We start from the raw sequence: 14846 nt of genomic DNA on the forward strand, positions 1-14846 counted from the left end.
GTTAGCTTGACACGCTCGCCGGGGTCGCGAGGCGGGGTTTCACCTCGGGGAGTGTGGCGCGCGCTTCCGCCGTGTGAACCAGCAGCGCCCGCCAGTGGTTGAGACAGTCGGTGTTCAGCGCCAGCGCCGCCGCTTCAGCCGACTCGGCGCATGCCAGTCGCTCCACGGGTGTCTGTTCGCCCAGGCGGGTCAGCGCCTGGGCGGCCGTTTCTCCCTCTTCCATGACACAAAGTCCCGCACGCAACTGGGGCCACTGGGTAATGCCACAGCCCGAGGAGACCAGAACCAACCGCCGGCGGGCCATGACCTCCAGGGCAATGGTCCCGAAGGATTCAAAATGGGAAGGCAACAGCAGCAGGTCGTGCCCATCGACTTCGTCTCTGAGCTGTTCCCGGCTCAGCCAGCCCAGAAGCCGCACATTGGGCAATTCGACGGCGGCCCGCTCCAGGCTCTGGCGCAGTGGACCATCGCCCGCCAGGCTGAACTGCAGGCCCGGGTGCGCCCGAGCCGCGTCCAGTACCGCATCCAGATTTTTCTCCGCCGCCAGACGACCGGCAAAGAGGACCCGTTTAAGCTCACCGCTGTAGGGCGTGCGCTCGGCCAGGGCAAAATCGGCCGACACCGGCGTCCCGATCAGACAGGTGGCCGCGGCGCCCATGCGCTCGGCCAGTGCCAGCATCGCCCGGGAATTGCCCAGCACACAGCGCGAGCGGCGAAACAGGTAGCGGTGTGAGCGGGCAAAGAGCGAGTGCACCAAACGGCCGCGCCAGGAGCCCTGCCAGTACAATTGCGTCAGCTGCTCAAAGGAGGTGTGAAACCCCGCCAGCACCGGAAGCTTCAGACCGCTGGCCAGGCGCGCGCCCAACAGGCCGTAGGGGCCCGGGGTGGCAACGATCACCACCTGGGGGTTGAGGGCTCGCAGGGCCCGACCCAATGACCGCGGGTTGGGAATGCACAATTTCTGGGTACGATCGCCCGGCAGCGGGAAGGCCAGCCCCGTCTTCCAGCGGCCGTTCTCCAATCGCGGCGAGAGCAGCACCACCTGCTCGAAATGCGGGGCGAGCTGCTCGAGCAGATCCTGATAGTAAGCGCCCACCCCGTTGCGTCCGGGGGCCGCATCGGAGATGACCGCCACCCTCAGGTGGGCGCTCGACACCGCTGGATCGAACTCGACCGTTTCCGGTTCACCCGGGCGGTTCAATTGTGTCAGTTGATTCATGCCGCCTTCTCCGCTGACGCCGAGGCCGGAATGGGCCAGACATCGGCAAAATGATGGCGCAGGTGCGCCTCGTACAAACCGAATTGCACCGCCCGGTAGCGATGGGTACTGGGCTCACGGTTGCGCTGATCCCCCAGAGTGCGCACCCGACGCTCCACGTCCAATGGCAAGGGCTGCCCGACAAAGGCATAGAGCTCGCGCAGGCCTCCTTTGAGGACTCGGGGCAGATCCTCGAGCGGCAACAGCCAGACGTCGGGGGCATCCCGCCAGCCATTCAGCCGGCAATAGTAGTGATGCAGAATGGTGGTCAGGCGTTCACGCACCAGCGCCTCGCCGGGCGTCTGGCCCACCAGCGCCAAGGCGGGGGCCAGCGAACTGAGTTGGGATGGCAGGGCCTCGACCGGGTTGCGGGCACAGGCGATAAACCGGGCGTCGGGAAATTCACCGCGCAGCGAGTCCACCATCGGGGTAAAGGAGGGGTTTTTGCTCAACAGACGTTTGTCCGTACCGTGGAAGTACAGATGGCGCTGCAGGCAGCGGTGGTAAAATCCCATCAGGCTTTTGCGCTCGGTCTCTCCGACCGCCTGATCAAAAAACGCCAGGCGCCAATAAGCGTCGGAGCGGGGGCAGATCAGCGCGGGCAGGAAACAGGCGCCGCGGTAGAACAGCAGCAGAAAATCCTCTTCCGGCTCGGTCCAGCCCAGGGGATGCCGACGCTCCAGGGCGCGCCAGCGCCAGCGCGACAGACCGCGACGAAGCGGCGCGCACAGGCGACCCAGAAACGACCAAAGGTAACGTTCGGAAATGGACGGGGCCAGCAGGCACTCCCAGAGTGTCAGGCTGGTAAAGCGGGTGTCTTCGGCCAGCAGACGCTGCAGAAAGGTCGTGCCACTGCGAGGGACTCCCACAATAAACACCGGCTGGCGCACCACCACGGAGCGGTAGCGACGAAAAAGAATTTCATCGGCGGCAAAGCCGAGCAGGTGCAACAGCGTCAACAGACCCATTCCCGCCCATAGCACAGCGAACAGCAACAAGCGTTGCGGTAATCGATACAACCCCGCCGCCGGCAGTGCGCGGCCGAGGTGCCATCCGAGTCTGATCCAGGCGATGATTAGTTGCATAGCGCCTATGCAACACTATGAGTGTGACACTGTGGTTACAGCGATTCGAGCAGGCGCGGGTCCTCGATCCATTGATTGACAGGCGCAGGCCGGCCGTAAAAATAGCCCTGAAATAACGTGCAGCCCAGCCCCTGCAGACGCTTCGCCTGCTCCTCGGTTTCTACACCCTCAGCGATCACGCTCAGCTCGAGACTCTCGCCCAGCGCGATGATCGTGCGCACAATGGCTTCGTCATTGGGGTCGGTCAGCACGTCATTGACAAAGGACTGATCGATTTTCAGCAGGTGCAGGGGCAAGCGTTTCAGGTAGGCCAAGGAGGCGTAGCCGGTACCGAAATCATCCAGCGCGAACCGCACGCCCCTTTGGCGGAGGTGCACCATACGCTCGATAGTCTGCTCCATCTCATCGATCAACAGGCTCTCGGTCACCTCCAGCTCCAGCAGGGCGGGGTTGATACCCGAGCGTTGCAGGCAGGCTTCGATGTGAGGCACAAAGTTGGGGTGCCGAAACTGGGCCGGGCTGATGTTGACCGCCAGGATCAGCGAGGCCAGAGCGGGCTGTGCGGACCATTGGGCCAGCATGTCGCAGGCGCGCTCCACCACCCATTCGCCCAGGGGAATGATCAGCCCGCAGGCTTCGGCAATGGGAATGAATTCACCCGGCGACACGAACCCCAGTTCGGGGTCCTGCCAGCGCAACAGCGCCTCCATGCCCAGGACCCGCCCGTGACTGTCCACCTGGGGCTGGACGTGTAACGCCAGCTGCTCGGATTCGATCGCCCGGCGCAGCGCCGACTCGATCCGGGTGCGCCGATTCACTTCGACCTGCATGGCCGGGTTGAAAAACTGCACCCGGTTACGCCCGGCCGACTTGGCGGCAAACAACGCCAGGTCAGCGCCCTTCATCACCGCATCGGTGTTGGCCTCAGTGTCGGAGAACATCACCACCCCCGCACTGGAGGAAATCACGTAGGGCACGCCGTCAAAATCAAACGGCCGGGCCAGAGCTTCGAGCCAATCGGTGGCCAACTCCCGCACGCGCATCAGGGCTTTGCTCCGCTCGCGACACAGATCTTCCACGATGATCACAAATTCGTCTGCACCCAACCGACCTACGGTGTCAGTGGAGCGAACATGGCGTTGCAGGCGCTCGGCGCTCTCGCGCAACAGCTGGTCACCGTAATCGTGCCCCAGGGTATCGTTAACCGTTTTGAAACTGTCCAGATCAATCACCACCAGCGCTCCCTCAAAGCCGGTGTGCGCACTGCTGATCTGGGCATGGTGGAGACGATCGAGCAGCAGGCGGCGATTGGGCAGGCGGGTCAGCGGGTCGAAATAGGCCAGCTGATGCAGCTGCTCCTGAATGTTCCGGTGTTCGGTAATATCGGTGGAAATACCGCACAGGGCCTGGGCGCCACTGTCAGTGACCGGCAAAGGAATTTTCACCGAAAGAAAGGTGTGCGGCTCGTCTGTACCCTGCAGGCGCGCGACCTCTTCGTTGGCAAAGCGCTCGCCCTTTTCCAGCACCCATTGATCATGCTTTTTGAGCATCTTGCAGGTTTCGGAATCAAAAAAGTCTTCATCGGTTTTACCGACAATCGACTCGGGCGTGGTCCCCAGAAGCTCGCACAGTTGCCGGTTGCCGTACTGATAGCGCAGTGACCGGTCCTTGATGTAGATATGGGCTTCGACGCTGTTGAGAATGGTGTTGAGACGGGCCTCGCTGGCACGCAATTGTCGCGTACGGATCGATACCTGCCGACGCAGAAACAGGCCAAACACCATCGCCACCACCAGCGCACTCACCAAGATGACGCCTGTCCACCAGATCCAGGACGGCGCCGAACTCTCATCGACGGTGGGCTCCCAGCGACGCAGTATCTCAAAATAGGGGGAGTCCGGATCGGCGCGCCAACGATCGAGATAGTCGTCAATGGTCTCTTGCACAGTCCCCAACTGCCCGGGCGCGGCGGCAAAGTAGAGCCGACTGGGTTGAAACATGACCGGTGCCGGTGTCAGGCCGAACTCGCCCGCCTGCTCATTTCCGTAGTACTGATTGGTGGCCACCGCATCCGCGCGGCCCTCGCGCACGGCCCGGAAGGCACTGTCCAGGCTGTCGACAGTCACCCACTGGACTTCAAGCGGCATGCGGCTGAACAGGTTCAACAGATACTCCTGCTGAACCGAACCATTCAATACCGCCAACCGTTGGTTCTCAAGATCGAGCAGGCTGGTGGCCACCTCGGCCCCTTCGGCCTGATAGAGCTGGGACCAGCTCAGCAGCGCGGGCGTCTCGTGAAAGTCAAAGCGCTCGGCACGGCTCTGATTGCGCGCGACATCGGGCATCAGGTCGATCTCGCCCGCCTCCAGTAACGCCAGGCACTCGGGCCAGACGCAGCTCACCGGCTCAAGCTCCCAGGCCTCGCGCTCCGCCAGGGCGTGCAGCAGATCACCCAGTATCCCGCTCAGGCGCTGCTCGTCATCCAGAAAGATCTTCGGCGGGTTGTGGTAAACCCCCACACGCAGCTCCACCGCCTCACCCTGCGACCAGCCCAGCGCTGAAGGCAACAGCAACAGGCAGGCCAGAGCGGCGGGACGAAACGTTGGGAGGGTGCGAAAACCATTGTTCAAAACTGCGATTCCTTGTAGTTACCGAAGGCACTCCTCCAAAAATGACACACCTTTGCCCTAAAAGTCACGCCCCAAAAAGGGGACGGAGGGATTTAATTTTGATCAATCTGGTTAAAATTAAATCCCTCCGTCCCCTTTTTGGGGAGCAAAAAAAACCCCCGTACGGGGTACGGGGGTTTTTGTCGCCGGTATGTCGGCTTTTTACGCGTCGATGACGCCGCGCACAAACTGCTCGAGCTCTTTGTTCTTGCCGTGCTCAAAGAAGCACTTCTGGAAGCGCTCGCCGCCGACGGCGGTTTTCACCAGCTCGGGGTCCAGCGCCTTCAGCCCGTCCAGGTAGTCTTTGGCCAGGGCGGCTTTCACGTCATTGAGAATGCCGGCGTTTTCCACCTGGGAGGCTTTGCGCTCGGGCGGGTAGCCCTGTCCGGTAACGCCGGTAAAGGCCTTTTCAAAGATATAGCGGCAGTTGAGTTCGGCGCCCCACCCAAAGCCCTTGGCGAAGGGCAGTGCCAGCGCGTTGCCGTTGTTGATCTGAGCAAACAGATAGGCATCGGACGGCTCGATGCAGTAGCCACACACCACGCCCGGATGGGCGTTCAGCGACATCAGTGTGCCCTGGCCGGTACCGCAGCCACTGACCACAAAGTCCACAGCGTTGGAGTTGAGCAACAGGCCCGACATGATGCCCAGGTGGATGTAGGTCAGACGGTGATCATTGTCGCCGTCCATGCCCACATTGAATACTTCGTGGCCCAGCTCGCCGGCCACATCGTTGAGTTGCTCCAGGATGATCGGGTTTTTGCCCGCCTGGCTGAACTCATTCATTAACGCAATTTTCATAACTCACAAACTCCCGTGATAGATTAAAAAGTTATATCGTTGTTTTCTCCATTATAGGTTTTATCCTCTTCGGGTTCAATCGACCCCAGAACGACGAAACCCGGAGTGAGTGACCGCTCGGGCCACTCACTCCGGGTATTCGGGTCGAGCGCCTGCGCGCTCGCTGTATCAGATTGCCGGTCGATTACTCCGGAATGATCACTTCATCAATGGCATGAATCACACCGTTGGTGGTGTACACATCAGCCGTGATGACCGTGGAACCGGCCACCTGCAGCTCGCCATTCGCAATCTCGATGGACGCCATCGCTCCCGATACAGTCTCGATGGACGTGCCGTTGGCGGCGTAGGCATCAATCGAGCTGATCTGGCCCGCCACCACATGAGTCAGCAGTACCTCTTCCAGCAGCGCCGGATCGGCGGCAAGTGCATCCATTGTCTCCTGCGGCACATTTTCAAAGGCCGCATCGGTGGGTGCAAACACGGTGAAGGTGCTGCTCTCATCGGCCAGGGTGGCATCCAGGCCGGATTCGACCAGAAGATCGACCAGTGTCGTAAAGTTACCGGCGGCTACGGCGGTCTCGACAATATTGTCGGTGGGATTGCCTTCGGCGGCCGGCGGCATCATCACTTTATCGATCGCATGAATGAGGCCGTTGTCAGCATCGACGTCGGCGGCAACCACTTGTGACAGATTCACCAACAGATTTTCACCCGACAAAGACAGTGCCGCCATGTCGCCATTGGCCATTTCCACCGTATCGCCGGCCAGACCGGTCGCCGTGCCAGAGTCCACGACCATGTTACCGCCGAGCACGTGGTACAGAAGAATATTGCTCAGGGTTTCGGTGTCGGCCAGCAACGCATCGATCTCGGCCTGACTGAACTCGGAGAACGCATCGTCAGTAGGAGCGAACACGGTAAAGTCGTTTTCGAGATTACCCAGGGTTTCGTCCAGACCGGTCGCTTCAAGGGCGGCAATCAGCGTCTCGAAGTTGCCCGCTTCGGTGGCCACATCGACAATGGACTGGGGCGGTTCGGGCAGCTCGACGTCACCGACAATCACGGTATCGATCACATGGATCACACCGTTGCTGGCGTAGACATCAAAGGTTTCCACCAGGGCGCCGCCGACCATGAACATACCATCGGCAATTTCCAGCGGAATCATCGCGCCGCCCACTGTTTCTGCCTCACCGCCATTCATCGAGAAGGCCGTTACCGAATCGACTTCCGCACCAGCCACCACGTGATTGGACAGTACCGCCGTCAGCGCCTCATTGTCTCCAATCAGAGCGGCGAGCGCCTCATCGGAAATTTTGTCAAAGGCTTCATCGGTGGGGGCAAATACCGTGAAGGTTTCTTCTTCGTTAGCCAGAGTCCCGTCAAGGCCGGCGGCCTGGAGCGCTTCCACTAGCGTGTTGAAGTTACCGGCGTTGATGGCCGTCTGGACGATGTTATCCATCGGCTCACCTTTCTCGGCGGGTGGCATCAGAACGGCATCGATCACGTGGATCACACCGTTGTCCGCTTCCACGTCGGTCATGGTAACCATGGACAGGTTGATCAGCAGGTTGTCGCCGGAGAGCGACAGACCGACGCTATCACCATTGGCCATTTCCTGGGTGTTACCCGACAGACCGATGGCCGTTTCGGCATCGACTTCTGACCCGGAGATGACGTGGTAGAGAAGAATATCAGACAGGGTGTCGGTATCGGCCAGAAGATTGTTGATGGTGTCTTCACCCAGCAGCGCAAAGGCATCGTCGGTGGGGGCAAAGACGGTGAAGCTGCCCTCGGGGTCGTCCAGCGTTTCGTCCAGGCCGGTCGCTTGCAGCGCCGTGACCAGGGTTTCGAAATTGCCGTTGTCGAGCGCGACATCCACTACCGTATTCACTTCAGGTTCTGGTGTGGGATTCGGGGTGGGCGCCGGACCGTCGTCATCGTCACTGCCGCATGCGGCCAGCCCTAGAGAGAGACTCAGTATTCCCAAACTTCTAGTTAACACGTTCATGGTGATAGCTCCTGATTGTTAGGGTCTTGATATGCGAACTACTTCGAGCAATACGCCAAGCCGATTACCAGGGATCACAAAAAAAAGCTATCGGGGTAATAAGTGCGACACAAAAAAAGAAAGCCAGCGAGTGCTGGCTTTCGTTAATGATGAAAAATACGACATCCAGTCAACGTTAAACCGTCACAGCTCACCCGCCTCTATCTGCTTGTGGGCGTAGTCCACCGCTCTGGCCGTCAGTGCCATGTAGGTAATGCTGGGGTTCTGCGTGCCCGAGCTGGTCATGCAGGAGCCATCGGTGACAAACACATTCGGAACATCGTGCATCTGGTTCCATTTGTTGAGCACACTCGTGGCCGGATCCCGCCCCATGCGCGCCGTACCCATCTCGTGAATACAGGCACCGGGCGCTGTGGCACTGTTGTAGTAGGTGATATTGGTGCAGCCGGCCGCTTCCAGCATCTCCACCGCCGAGCGTAAACCATCTTCACGCAGCTTCATTTCATTGTCACGGAGGCTGGCATCGAAAGTGATCAGGGGCATACCGTGCTGATCGGTTTTGCTGAAGTCCAGATACATACGGTTGTCATGGTAAGGCAACATTTCGCCAAAGCATGTCATCTTCACACTGTAGGCGCCGGGTTGGAAAATCACTTCCTTGAGGTCCTTACCCACGACCCCATCGGGCGCATTGGCAATACGCCGGGCGTCGCCCTGATAGCTGAAGCCACGCACATAATTTTCCCGACGGGTAGCGTCGTCGAGATTGGTGAAGCGGGGGATATAAAAACCCACTGGCTTATGTCCGAAATAATAGGTGTCTTTCATCCCCGGCAGAATGCCCGCCGCACCCATCCCGTAATGATGGTCCATCATGTTGTGGCCGAGCTCACCGCTGGAGTTGCCCAGACCATCGGGAAAGGTTTCCGAACGGCTGTTGAGCAGAATGGCCGTGGTCCCCACGGTACTGGCGTTACAGAAAATGATGCGCGCTGATATTTCCAGTTGCTCACCGGTTTCGGCATCCTTGATGCGCACACCGGTGGCTTTTTGGGTTTCCGGGTCGTACACGATTTCCTGCACGATGCTGTTGGGGCGCAGGGTCAGATTGCCGGTGTCCTGGGCCACCGGCAGGGTCGCCGACTGGCTGCTGAAGTAGGCCCCGAACGGGCAACCCCGCCAGCAGCGATTGCGCGACTGGCACTGCCCGCGCTTGCCTTTGTGCACCTCGGGATCGTATTCGGACAGGTTGGCCACCCGCCCGGGGGTCACCACCCGGTCCGGATACTTTTCACCCACCGCCTCACGCAGATGTTGCTCGGCGCAGTTGAGCGGAAAGGGCTTGAGAAACTTGCCATCGGGCACCTGTTTCAGCCCCTCTTCCTGGCCACTGATCCCCACAAAAGGCTCCACGTAGTCGTACCAGGGCTCGATGTCGGCGTAGCGGATGGGCCAGTCAATGGCGATGCCTTCCTTTTTGTTGGCCTCAAAGTCGATATCGCTCCAACGGTAGCAGTGGCGCCCCCACATGATGGAGCGGCCGCCCACATGGTGCCCGCGGATCCAATCGAAGCGTTGATCTTCCTGATAGGGGTATTCGTCGTCTTTGTTGATCCAATGCTTGTTGGCTTGGGTCACCCACCAGGGCAGGCGGTTCTGCTTGGGGTAGTGCTCTTCAATCTCCTCCTGGGTCACCTTGTCGCGGTGCGGCAGATCCCAGGTGTCCAGATGGGCGGTGGGATAATCCCCGTGCTCCACCATGCGCCCGCGCTCCAGCACCAGCGTTTTGTAGCCTTTTTTGCACAGCTCCATGGCGGCATAGCCCCCACTGATGCCGGAGCCGATGACAATCGCGTCGTAGTCAGTTTGTGTGGTTTCGATCATGGTTATACCGCCCAGGCTTTGTTATCAACATCGTCTACCGGAATACAGGGCTCATAGCGCCCGGGAATCGGCAGGTAATTCAGGTAGTTTTCGCCGATGGTTTCCGAGGTCAGGTAATAGGCGATGATGTGCTGTTTCACCTCCAGGTACCCGGCCCGGGCAGCGGTCAGCTCCGGCGCGTCGGAGCTTTCCAGCGCCACGAGCAATGCCTCCCGCTCCCCGGCCTCCCCCCGGGAGAAGTTACCTTCGCCCAGGTAAGTCTCCAATGCCGACCAGCCGGCCTTGAAGGCCAGCCGTGCGTCCTCGTCAAACACCTTCCCGAGCATGCTGTCCGCCGTCGCGGGCACCTCGACATCCGAAGCCGAAGGGCTCTCGGTTCGGGGCAGGAGGGTATCGGCCACCAGAGTCAGCAGGGCAAATTGTTCCGGAGAGAAATAATGCAGCACTCGACCGTCAGCGGCGTTGCTGGACGGGTCGGGCTGTTTGTCCGGGGAGGAATCGGAGCAGCCGGAGAGTACGGCGCCGGCCAGTGAGGCCGATACCGCGCTTCCGGTGATTAGCGCGGTATAGCGCAGGATGTCACGTCTGTTCATAAGAAAGGCCTATAAATGGCAATGCCTGTTATATAGTTGTCGTTCTGACAATAAGAACAATGCCACACGCCCCTGCGCCTGTAAACCGACCAAATGGACGCATTTTTCCTCATCTATCCTCCGGACTCATGCAACTCTTATTGTAAATGTTAACCATTATCATTATGATTGGTGTTTTAGATGTCATCAGGGGATTTACCATGCAGCAACAACCCGCCCGCTTCGCCCGCCGGGGGCTCGCGATCGCCTGCGCCACTGCCACCGCCACTGCAAGTTCCCTGAGCTATGCCCAGAGCGCCGACACTCAGGAGGCCAGCGGCATCAGCGAGATTCTGATCACCAGCCGCTACACCACCAATGAGCAGCTGGACACCGCCACTGGCCTGGGGCTGACCCTGTACGAGACGCCCCAATCGGTCACGGTCATGACCGCGCAGCGCATCACTGACCAGGACCTGGACTCCCTGACCGATGTGGTCAACAACGCCGCCGGTGTCTCTGCCCGCGCCCAGGACAGCACCCGCCACACCTATTCCGCCCGCGGCTTTGCGATCAACAACTACCAGCTCGACGGTATCCCCATTTACTGGGAGCCGGGCGGTAACGCCGGCGAAACCCAGTCGGATATGAGCCTGTACGAGCGGGTGGAAATCGTGCGTGGCGCGACCGGTCTGCTGACCGGCGCCGGCAACCCGTCCGCCTCCATCAACCTGGTGCGCAAGCACGCCGACAGCCGAGAGCTCACCGGCTCGCTGGACCTGTCCGGCGGAAGCTGGAACACCTACGGTGCCACCGCCGATGTGAGCACCCCGCTAAACGACAGCGGCTCGGTTCGCGGCCGGTTTGTGGGGCATGTTCAGGACGGCGAATCTTTCCGCGATCTGGCCGAGGAAAGCACCACCGTTTTTTACGGCACGCTGGACGCCGACCTGACCGACAACACCCTACTGCGCGTGGGCGCCAGCCGCCAGGACAACGAACCGGAGGGTTCCACCTGGGGCGGCCTGCCCGTATGGCACGCCGACGGCAGCCGCACCGACTGGGATCAAAGCAAAACCATCGGCGCGGACTGGACCTCCTGGTCCTCCACCGTCGAGCACTACTATCTCGACCTGATTCACGACTTTGACAACTGGACCGCCAAGTTCAGCGTGAACAACAACATCAACGCCTCCGACCAGATGCTGTTGTACCTGTTCGGCGCTCCGGACCAGGAGACCGGCCAGGGCATGGGCGCCTTTCCGCGCAACGCCGCCACCGAGCGCGACCAGACCAGCGTCAGCTTTCAGTTGAGCGGCAACTACGGATTGTTTGGCCGTGAGCACGACCTGACGTTCGGGGTGGTGGATCACAAAGACGACAGCAAAGCGACCTCTCACGCGCGGGACCAGGATACCGTTGCCCCGGTGGGCAACTTCAACGAATGGGACGGTAGCTACCCGCAACCGACCTGGCTCGAGAGCAACGTCGAGATCGACCAGACCACCGAGCAGTTCGGCGTGTACGCGGCCACCCGCCTGTCCATTACCGACCCCTTCAAGGTCATTCTCGGTGGCCGTCTGGCCGACTGGGAGCAGAACGGACAGTTCTACGGCACGCCCCGCGATTACGGCGATGACAACGTCTTTATCCCCTATGTCGGCGCTCTCTATGAGTTCAACAACCGGCACACCCTGTACGCCAGTTACACCGACATCTTTCAACCGCAGAACCTGCAGGACCCGGATGGCAACCTGTTGGACCCGATTCGTGGCGAAAGCAAGGAAGTGGGCCTGAAGAGCCTGTTTTTCGACGGCGCACTGCAGACCAACCTCGCCCTGTTCAGCATCCTGCAGGACAACCTGGGCCAGGCCATGATCGGAACCCCGATCACCGGCATTGAAGGCAGCCAGGCCTCGTTTGCCGCCGAAGGCCCCACCAGCGAAGGTTTCGAGTTGGAAGTCGTGGGTGAGCTCAACCCGAACTGGGATGTGAGCCTCAGCTATACCCAATTTGATGTGGAAGACGCCGACGGGAATCCGGTGAACACCCAGAACCCGAACGAGCTGTTCAAACTGTTCACCACTTACTACTTTGACGATCAGCTCAGTGGCCTGACCGTCGCCGGTGGTGTGAACTGGGAAGGGCGCAACTACACCGACGCCCAAAACCTGGCGACCGGGGAAGTGGAACGACTGGAGCAAGAGGCCTATGCACTGGCGAGCCTGATGGTCCGGTACGAATTGACCGATCAGCTCTCTGCTCAGCTGAACGTGAAGAACCTGCTGGATGAGACCTACTACAGCCAGATCGGATTCTTCAGCCAGCTCGAGTATGGTGCGCCGCGCAATGTCACCGCCTCGTTGAACTACCGGTTCTAGGGCATCCTATGGGCTTGCACGGATGGGGGTTGGCATCTCTCATCGGTGCAGCGCTGTCCACAACCTGAGTTAAGCAGTGGAGCCTGGGGCCCCTAGCCTTCCTCGTCCAACAAATCCGGTGGCGGCTGACCAGCATTCGAGTAAACGCTCAATGCGGTGACCGTGATCAATATCAACGCCATCCCGGCAACCTGCGCAACCACCAGGCTTTCATTCAGAACCGCCACACCAAACAGCGAGGCCGTGACCGGCTCGACCATCGCCACAATAGAGGCGACAGCCGGCGCGGTATGATTCAGGCCGATGATATAAAACACAAACGACAGACCCGCACCGAACACACCCAATGCCACGAACAGCGGCCAATCCGGCGTCGTCAAAGCCTCGATCGTCTGGCCCTTATCGCCCGGCCACACCAGAATGAGGGCGAGCACCGAAAAAGCAATGCACAGAATCGACTGGGGGCTGCCGTGCGGCGCCGCGTACTTGAACCCGAAAATAAAGATCGCATAAGACAGCCCGGCCAGCAGCCCGGCGCCCACACCAAGGGCAGTAACCCCACTGGCCCCGATGTCGTAAATCTGGGTAAGCAGCATGATGCCGAGCATCACCATTACAATCGCCGCCCACTTCACGGCCGTGGGGCGTTCGAGCTTGAGCGCGAAGGACACCAGATACACAAACACGGGGGCGCAGTACATCAAGGTCGCGGCAACGGCCACGCTGCCATTGGCAATACTCAGAAAGTAGAAGGAGAAGTTACCGGCCACCCCGAGCCCGGCCACCGCCGACCAGAACCACAGGCGAGGGTTGGACAGCCCACTGCCGCGCGGGCGCAACATCAACCAGACGAGCACGCACAGCAGGCCGATTGAGCCCCGATAGAACGACACCACAAAGGGGTCCCAGCCATCGGCCATCAGGAGGCCACCAATGCCCCCGGACAGGCCCCAGAAAAGAGCTGCCAGCGCAATAAAAACAGTACTCGCATTCACTATCAAATCTCGCTTATACCAGATTAAACAAAGGCTGAAAGCTTAAACCACCTGATCCGCTTAAACAAAGGTGATCGCCAAAATAACAGCGAACACCAGTGCCGTTATCAAAAAAATGGCTCCCAGGTTCTTGTTGGCGTGTAACCGTTCCCGGTGTTTTCGAATATGTCTTTGTAATGGTTCACTATCGGGAACGTCTTTACAGTGAGGGCAGTAGCCTAACTTTTCCTTGTAGCGCATTGTACAGCGATGGCATTTACGCGATTTATACGTTTTTACGGGAAGCATTGTTTCGGTCATGATTTAGAATATCGACTTGTTCTCTGACACTGTAAATAACCCGGCACCTTCCAAATATCCCCTCCCTGAGGCGACATCCCCCCACTTCAGGAACGACGCGCCCATTTTCAGGGACATCCGCCATCAGCCTCGATGACGTAGAAGCACCAGTTGCTTGGCATTGTTATACGCGACCTTTAGATAACAAAGAACAACGCGCCAGGGTTTCTGTCACCGCTGAGCTTTGATACCAATTATTAAAAACCAGCTCACAGCTATTAAAGGTTATGCTACCAAATAGATGATTTCGATATCGATTGCATAGATTGAAAAGTTGAGCGCCATTATTCAATGGTTTACAAAACCGGATTAGTGAGCTGTGTGCTGCCTCAATCCTATAGCGTGTATCAAGGTTTGATCTTAAACCTGATTTCAGAACCTCTTTCCTCAGATTTTTACGCAGAACCTCCAAGCCGTCACCGACAGGAAACCCCTGAATTACAACGCAGCCTGGAGACGCAGTAACGCCTCGGTATTGAACCTCTATTGGCCCAGATCCTGAAAAAACAGACTCAAAAATACGCGTATAAGAATCAACATTTATGTCTGAAAGTAAAAAACCAGGGGTGCAGGATATAACAGAAAGAATCGTCATGTGTATATCGCTTGATGGATAATAATACTGGTGAGGGTCAAGTGATTTCACTTCATTTTGAAAATTCATTATTTCGTTCAAAACCCTTGATCCATCCTGGTTCAGATAGGCCAAAGCTGTAATACCTCGGCGGTTATCACCAGGCATATCCAGAATATGAGAATCAATCTCACATTCATTTGACTCAATAGCACAGCGAAAACGACTCCACATATCATTATAGATACGCTGTATCATCAAACCTCCAGAGCGC

Annotated in this window: 10 protein-coding genes; 1 reads left to right on the forward strand and 9 read right to left on the reverse strand. The window is 58.8% G+C overall.

Translation table 11 applies throughout. The features are described 5' to 3' along the window. Nucleotide 1 precedes the first annotated feature (1 nt). The 7 genes from AAE484_RS02580 to AAE484_RS02610 all read right to left on the reverse strand — a co-directional run bounded on the left by AAE484_RS02580 (nt 2) and on the right by AAE484_RS02610 (nt 10304). Nucleotides 2-1219, reverse strand: coding sequence for a glycosyltransferase (locus tag AAE484_RS02580; RefSeq protein WP_341936767.1), 1218 nt, complete (start codon nt 1217-1219; stop codon nt 2-4). Further along, a complete protein-coding gene (locus tag AAE484_RS02585) occupies nt 1216-2343 on the reverse strand; it encodes a sulfotransferase (protein WP_341936768.1) in 1128 nt (375 codons plus the stop codon). The genes AAE484_RS02580 and AAE484_RS02585 overlap by 4 nt, the downstream gene beginning before the upstream one ends. A 35-nt stretch (nt 2344-2378) precedes the next feature. After that, nucleotides 2379-4973 carry an EAL domain-containing protein gene (locus AAE484_RS02590; RefSeq protein ID WP_341936769.1) on the reverse strand — a complete coding sequence of 865 codons (2595 nt, stop codon included), beginning with the start codon at nt 4971-4973 and terminating at the stop codon, nt 2379-2381. A gap of 201 nt (nt 4974-5174) precedes the next feature. Continuing rightward, on the reverse strand, nt 5175-5813 hold the full coding sequence (locus tag AAE484_RS02595; protein WP_341936770.1) for an RpiB/LacA/LacB family sugar-phosphate isomerase: 639 nt from the start codon (nt 5811-5813) through the stop codon (nt 5175-5177). A 184-nt stretch (nt 5814-5997) separates the two neighbouring features. Continuing rightward, nucleotides 5998-7827, reverse strand: a complete 1830-nt coding sequence (locus tag AAE484_RS02600) for a fasciclin domain-containing protein (protein WP_341936771.1) — start codon at nt 7825-7827, stop codon at nt 5998-6000. A 183-nt stretch (nt 7828-8010) separates the two neighbouring features. Continuing rightward, nucleotides 8011-9711 (reverse strand): GMC family oxidoreductase, encoded by a 1701-nt coding sequence (locus AAE484_RS02605; RefSeq protein ID WP_341936772.1) that lies wholly within the window; start codon nt 9709-9711, stop codon nt 8011-8013. Nucleotides 9712-9713: 2 nt separating this feature from the next. Next, nucleotides 9714-10304: a gluconate 2-dehydrogenase subunit 3 family protein gene (locus AAE484_RS02610; RefSeq protein WP_341936773.1), complete on the reverse strand. Its 591-nt coding sequence runs from the start codon at nt 10302-10304 to the stop codon at nt 9714-9716. A gap of 200 nt (nt 10305-10504) precedes the next feature. On the opposite strand from AAE484_RS02610, the gene AAE484_RS02615 reads away from it, so the two are divergent. After that, complete coding sequence (locus tag AAE484_RS02615; RefSeq protein WP_341936774.1) at nt 10505-12664, forward strand: TonB-dependent siderophore receptor; 2160 nt, start codon at nt 10505-10507, stop codon at nt 12662-12664. A 92-nt stretch (nt 12665-12756) separates the two neighbouring features. Here the strand turns inward: AAE484_RS02615 and AAE484_RS02620 are convergent, their stop codons facing one another. Both AAE484_RS02620 and AAE484_RS02625 read right to left on the reverse strand, forming a co-directional pair. After that, nucleotides 12757-13659 carry a DMT family transporter gene (locus AAE484_RS02620; protein ID WP_341936775.1) on the reverse strand — a complete coding sequence of 301 codons (903 nt, stop codon included), beginning with the start codon at nt 13657-13659 and terminating at the stop codon, nt 12757-12759. A gap of 463 nt (nt 13660-14122) precedes the next feature. Further along, nucleotides 14123-14830 carry a hypothetical protein gene (locus AAE484_RS02625; protein WP_341936776.1) on the reverse strand — a complete coding sequence of 236 codons (708 nt, stop codon included), beginning with the start codon at nt 14828-14830 and terminating at the stop codon, nt 14123-14125. Between the last annotated feature and the right edge of the window lie 16 nt (nt 14831-14846).

The sequence above is a fragment of the Marinimicrobium sp. C2-29 genome (assembly GCF_038419845.1).
Taxonomy (GTDB): domain Bacteria; phylum Pseudomonadota; class Gammaproteobacteria; order Pseudomonadales; family Cellvibrionaceae; genus Marinimicrobium.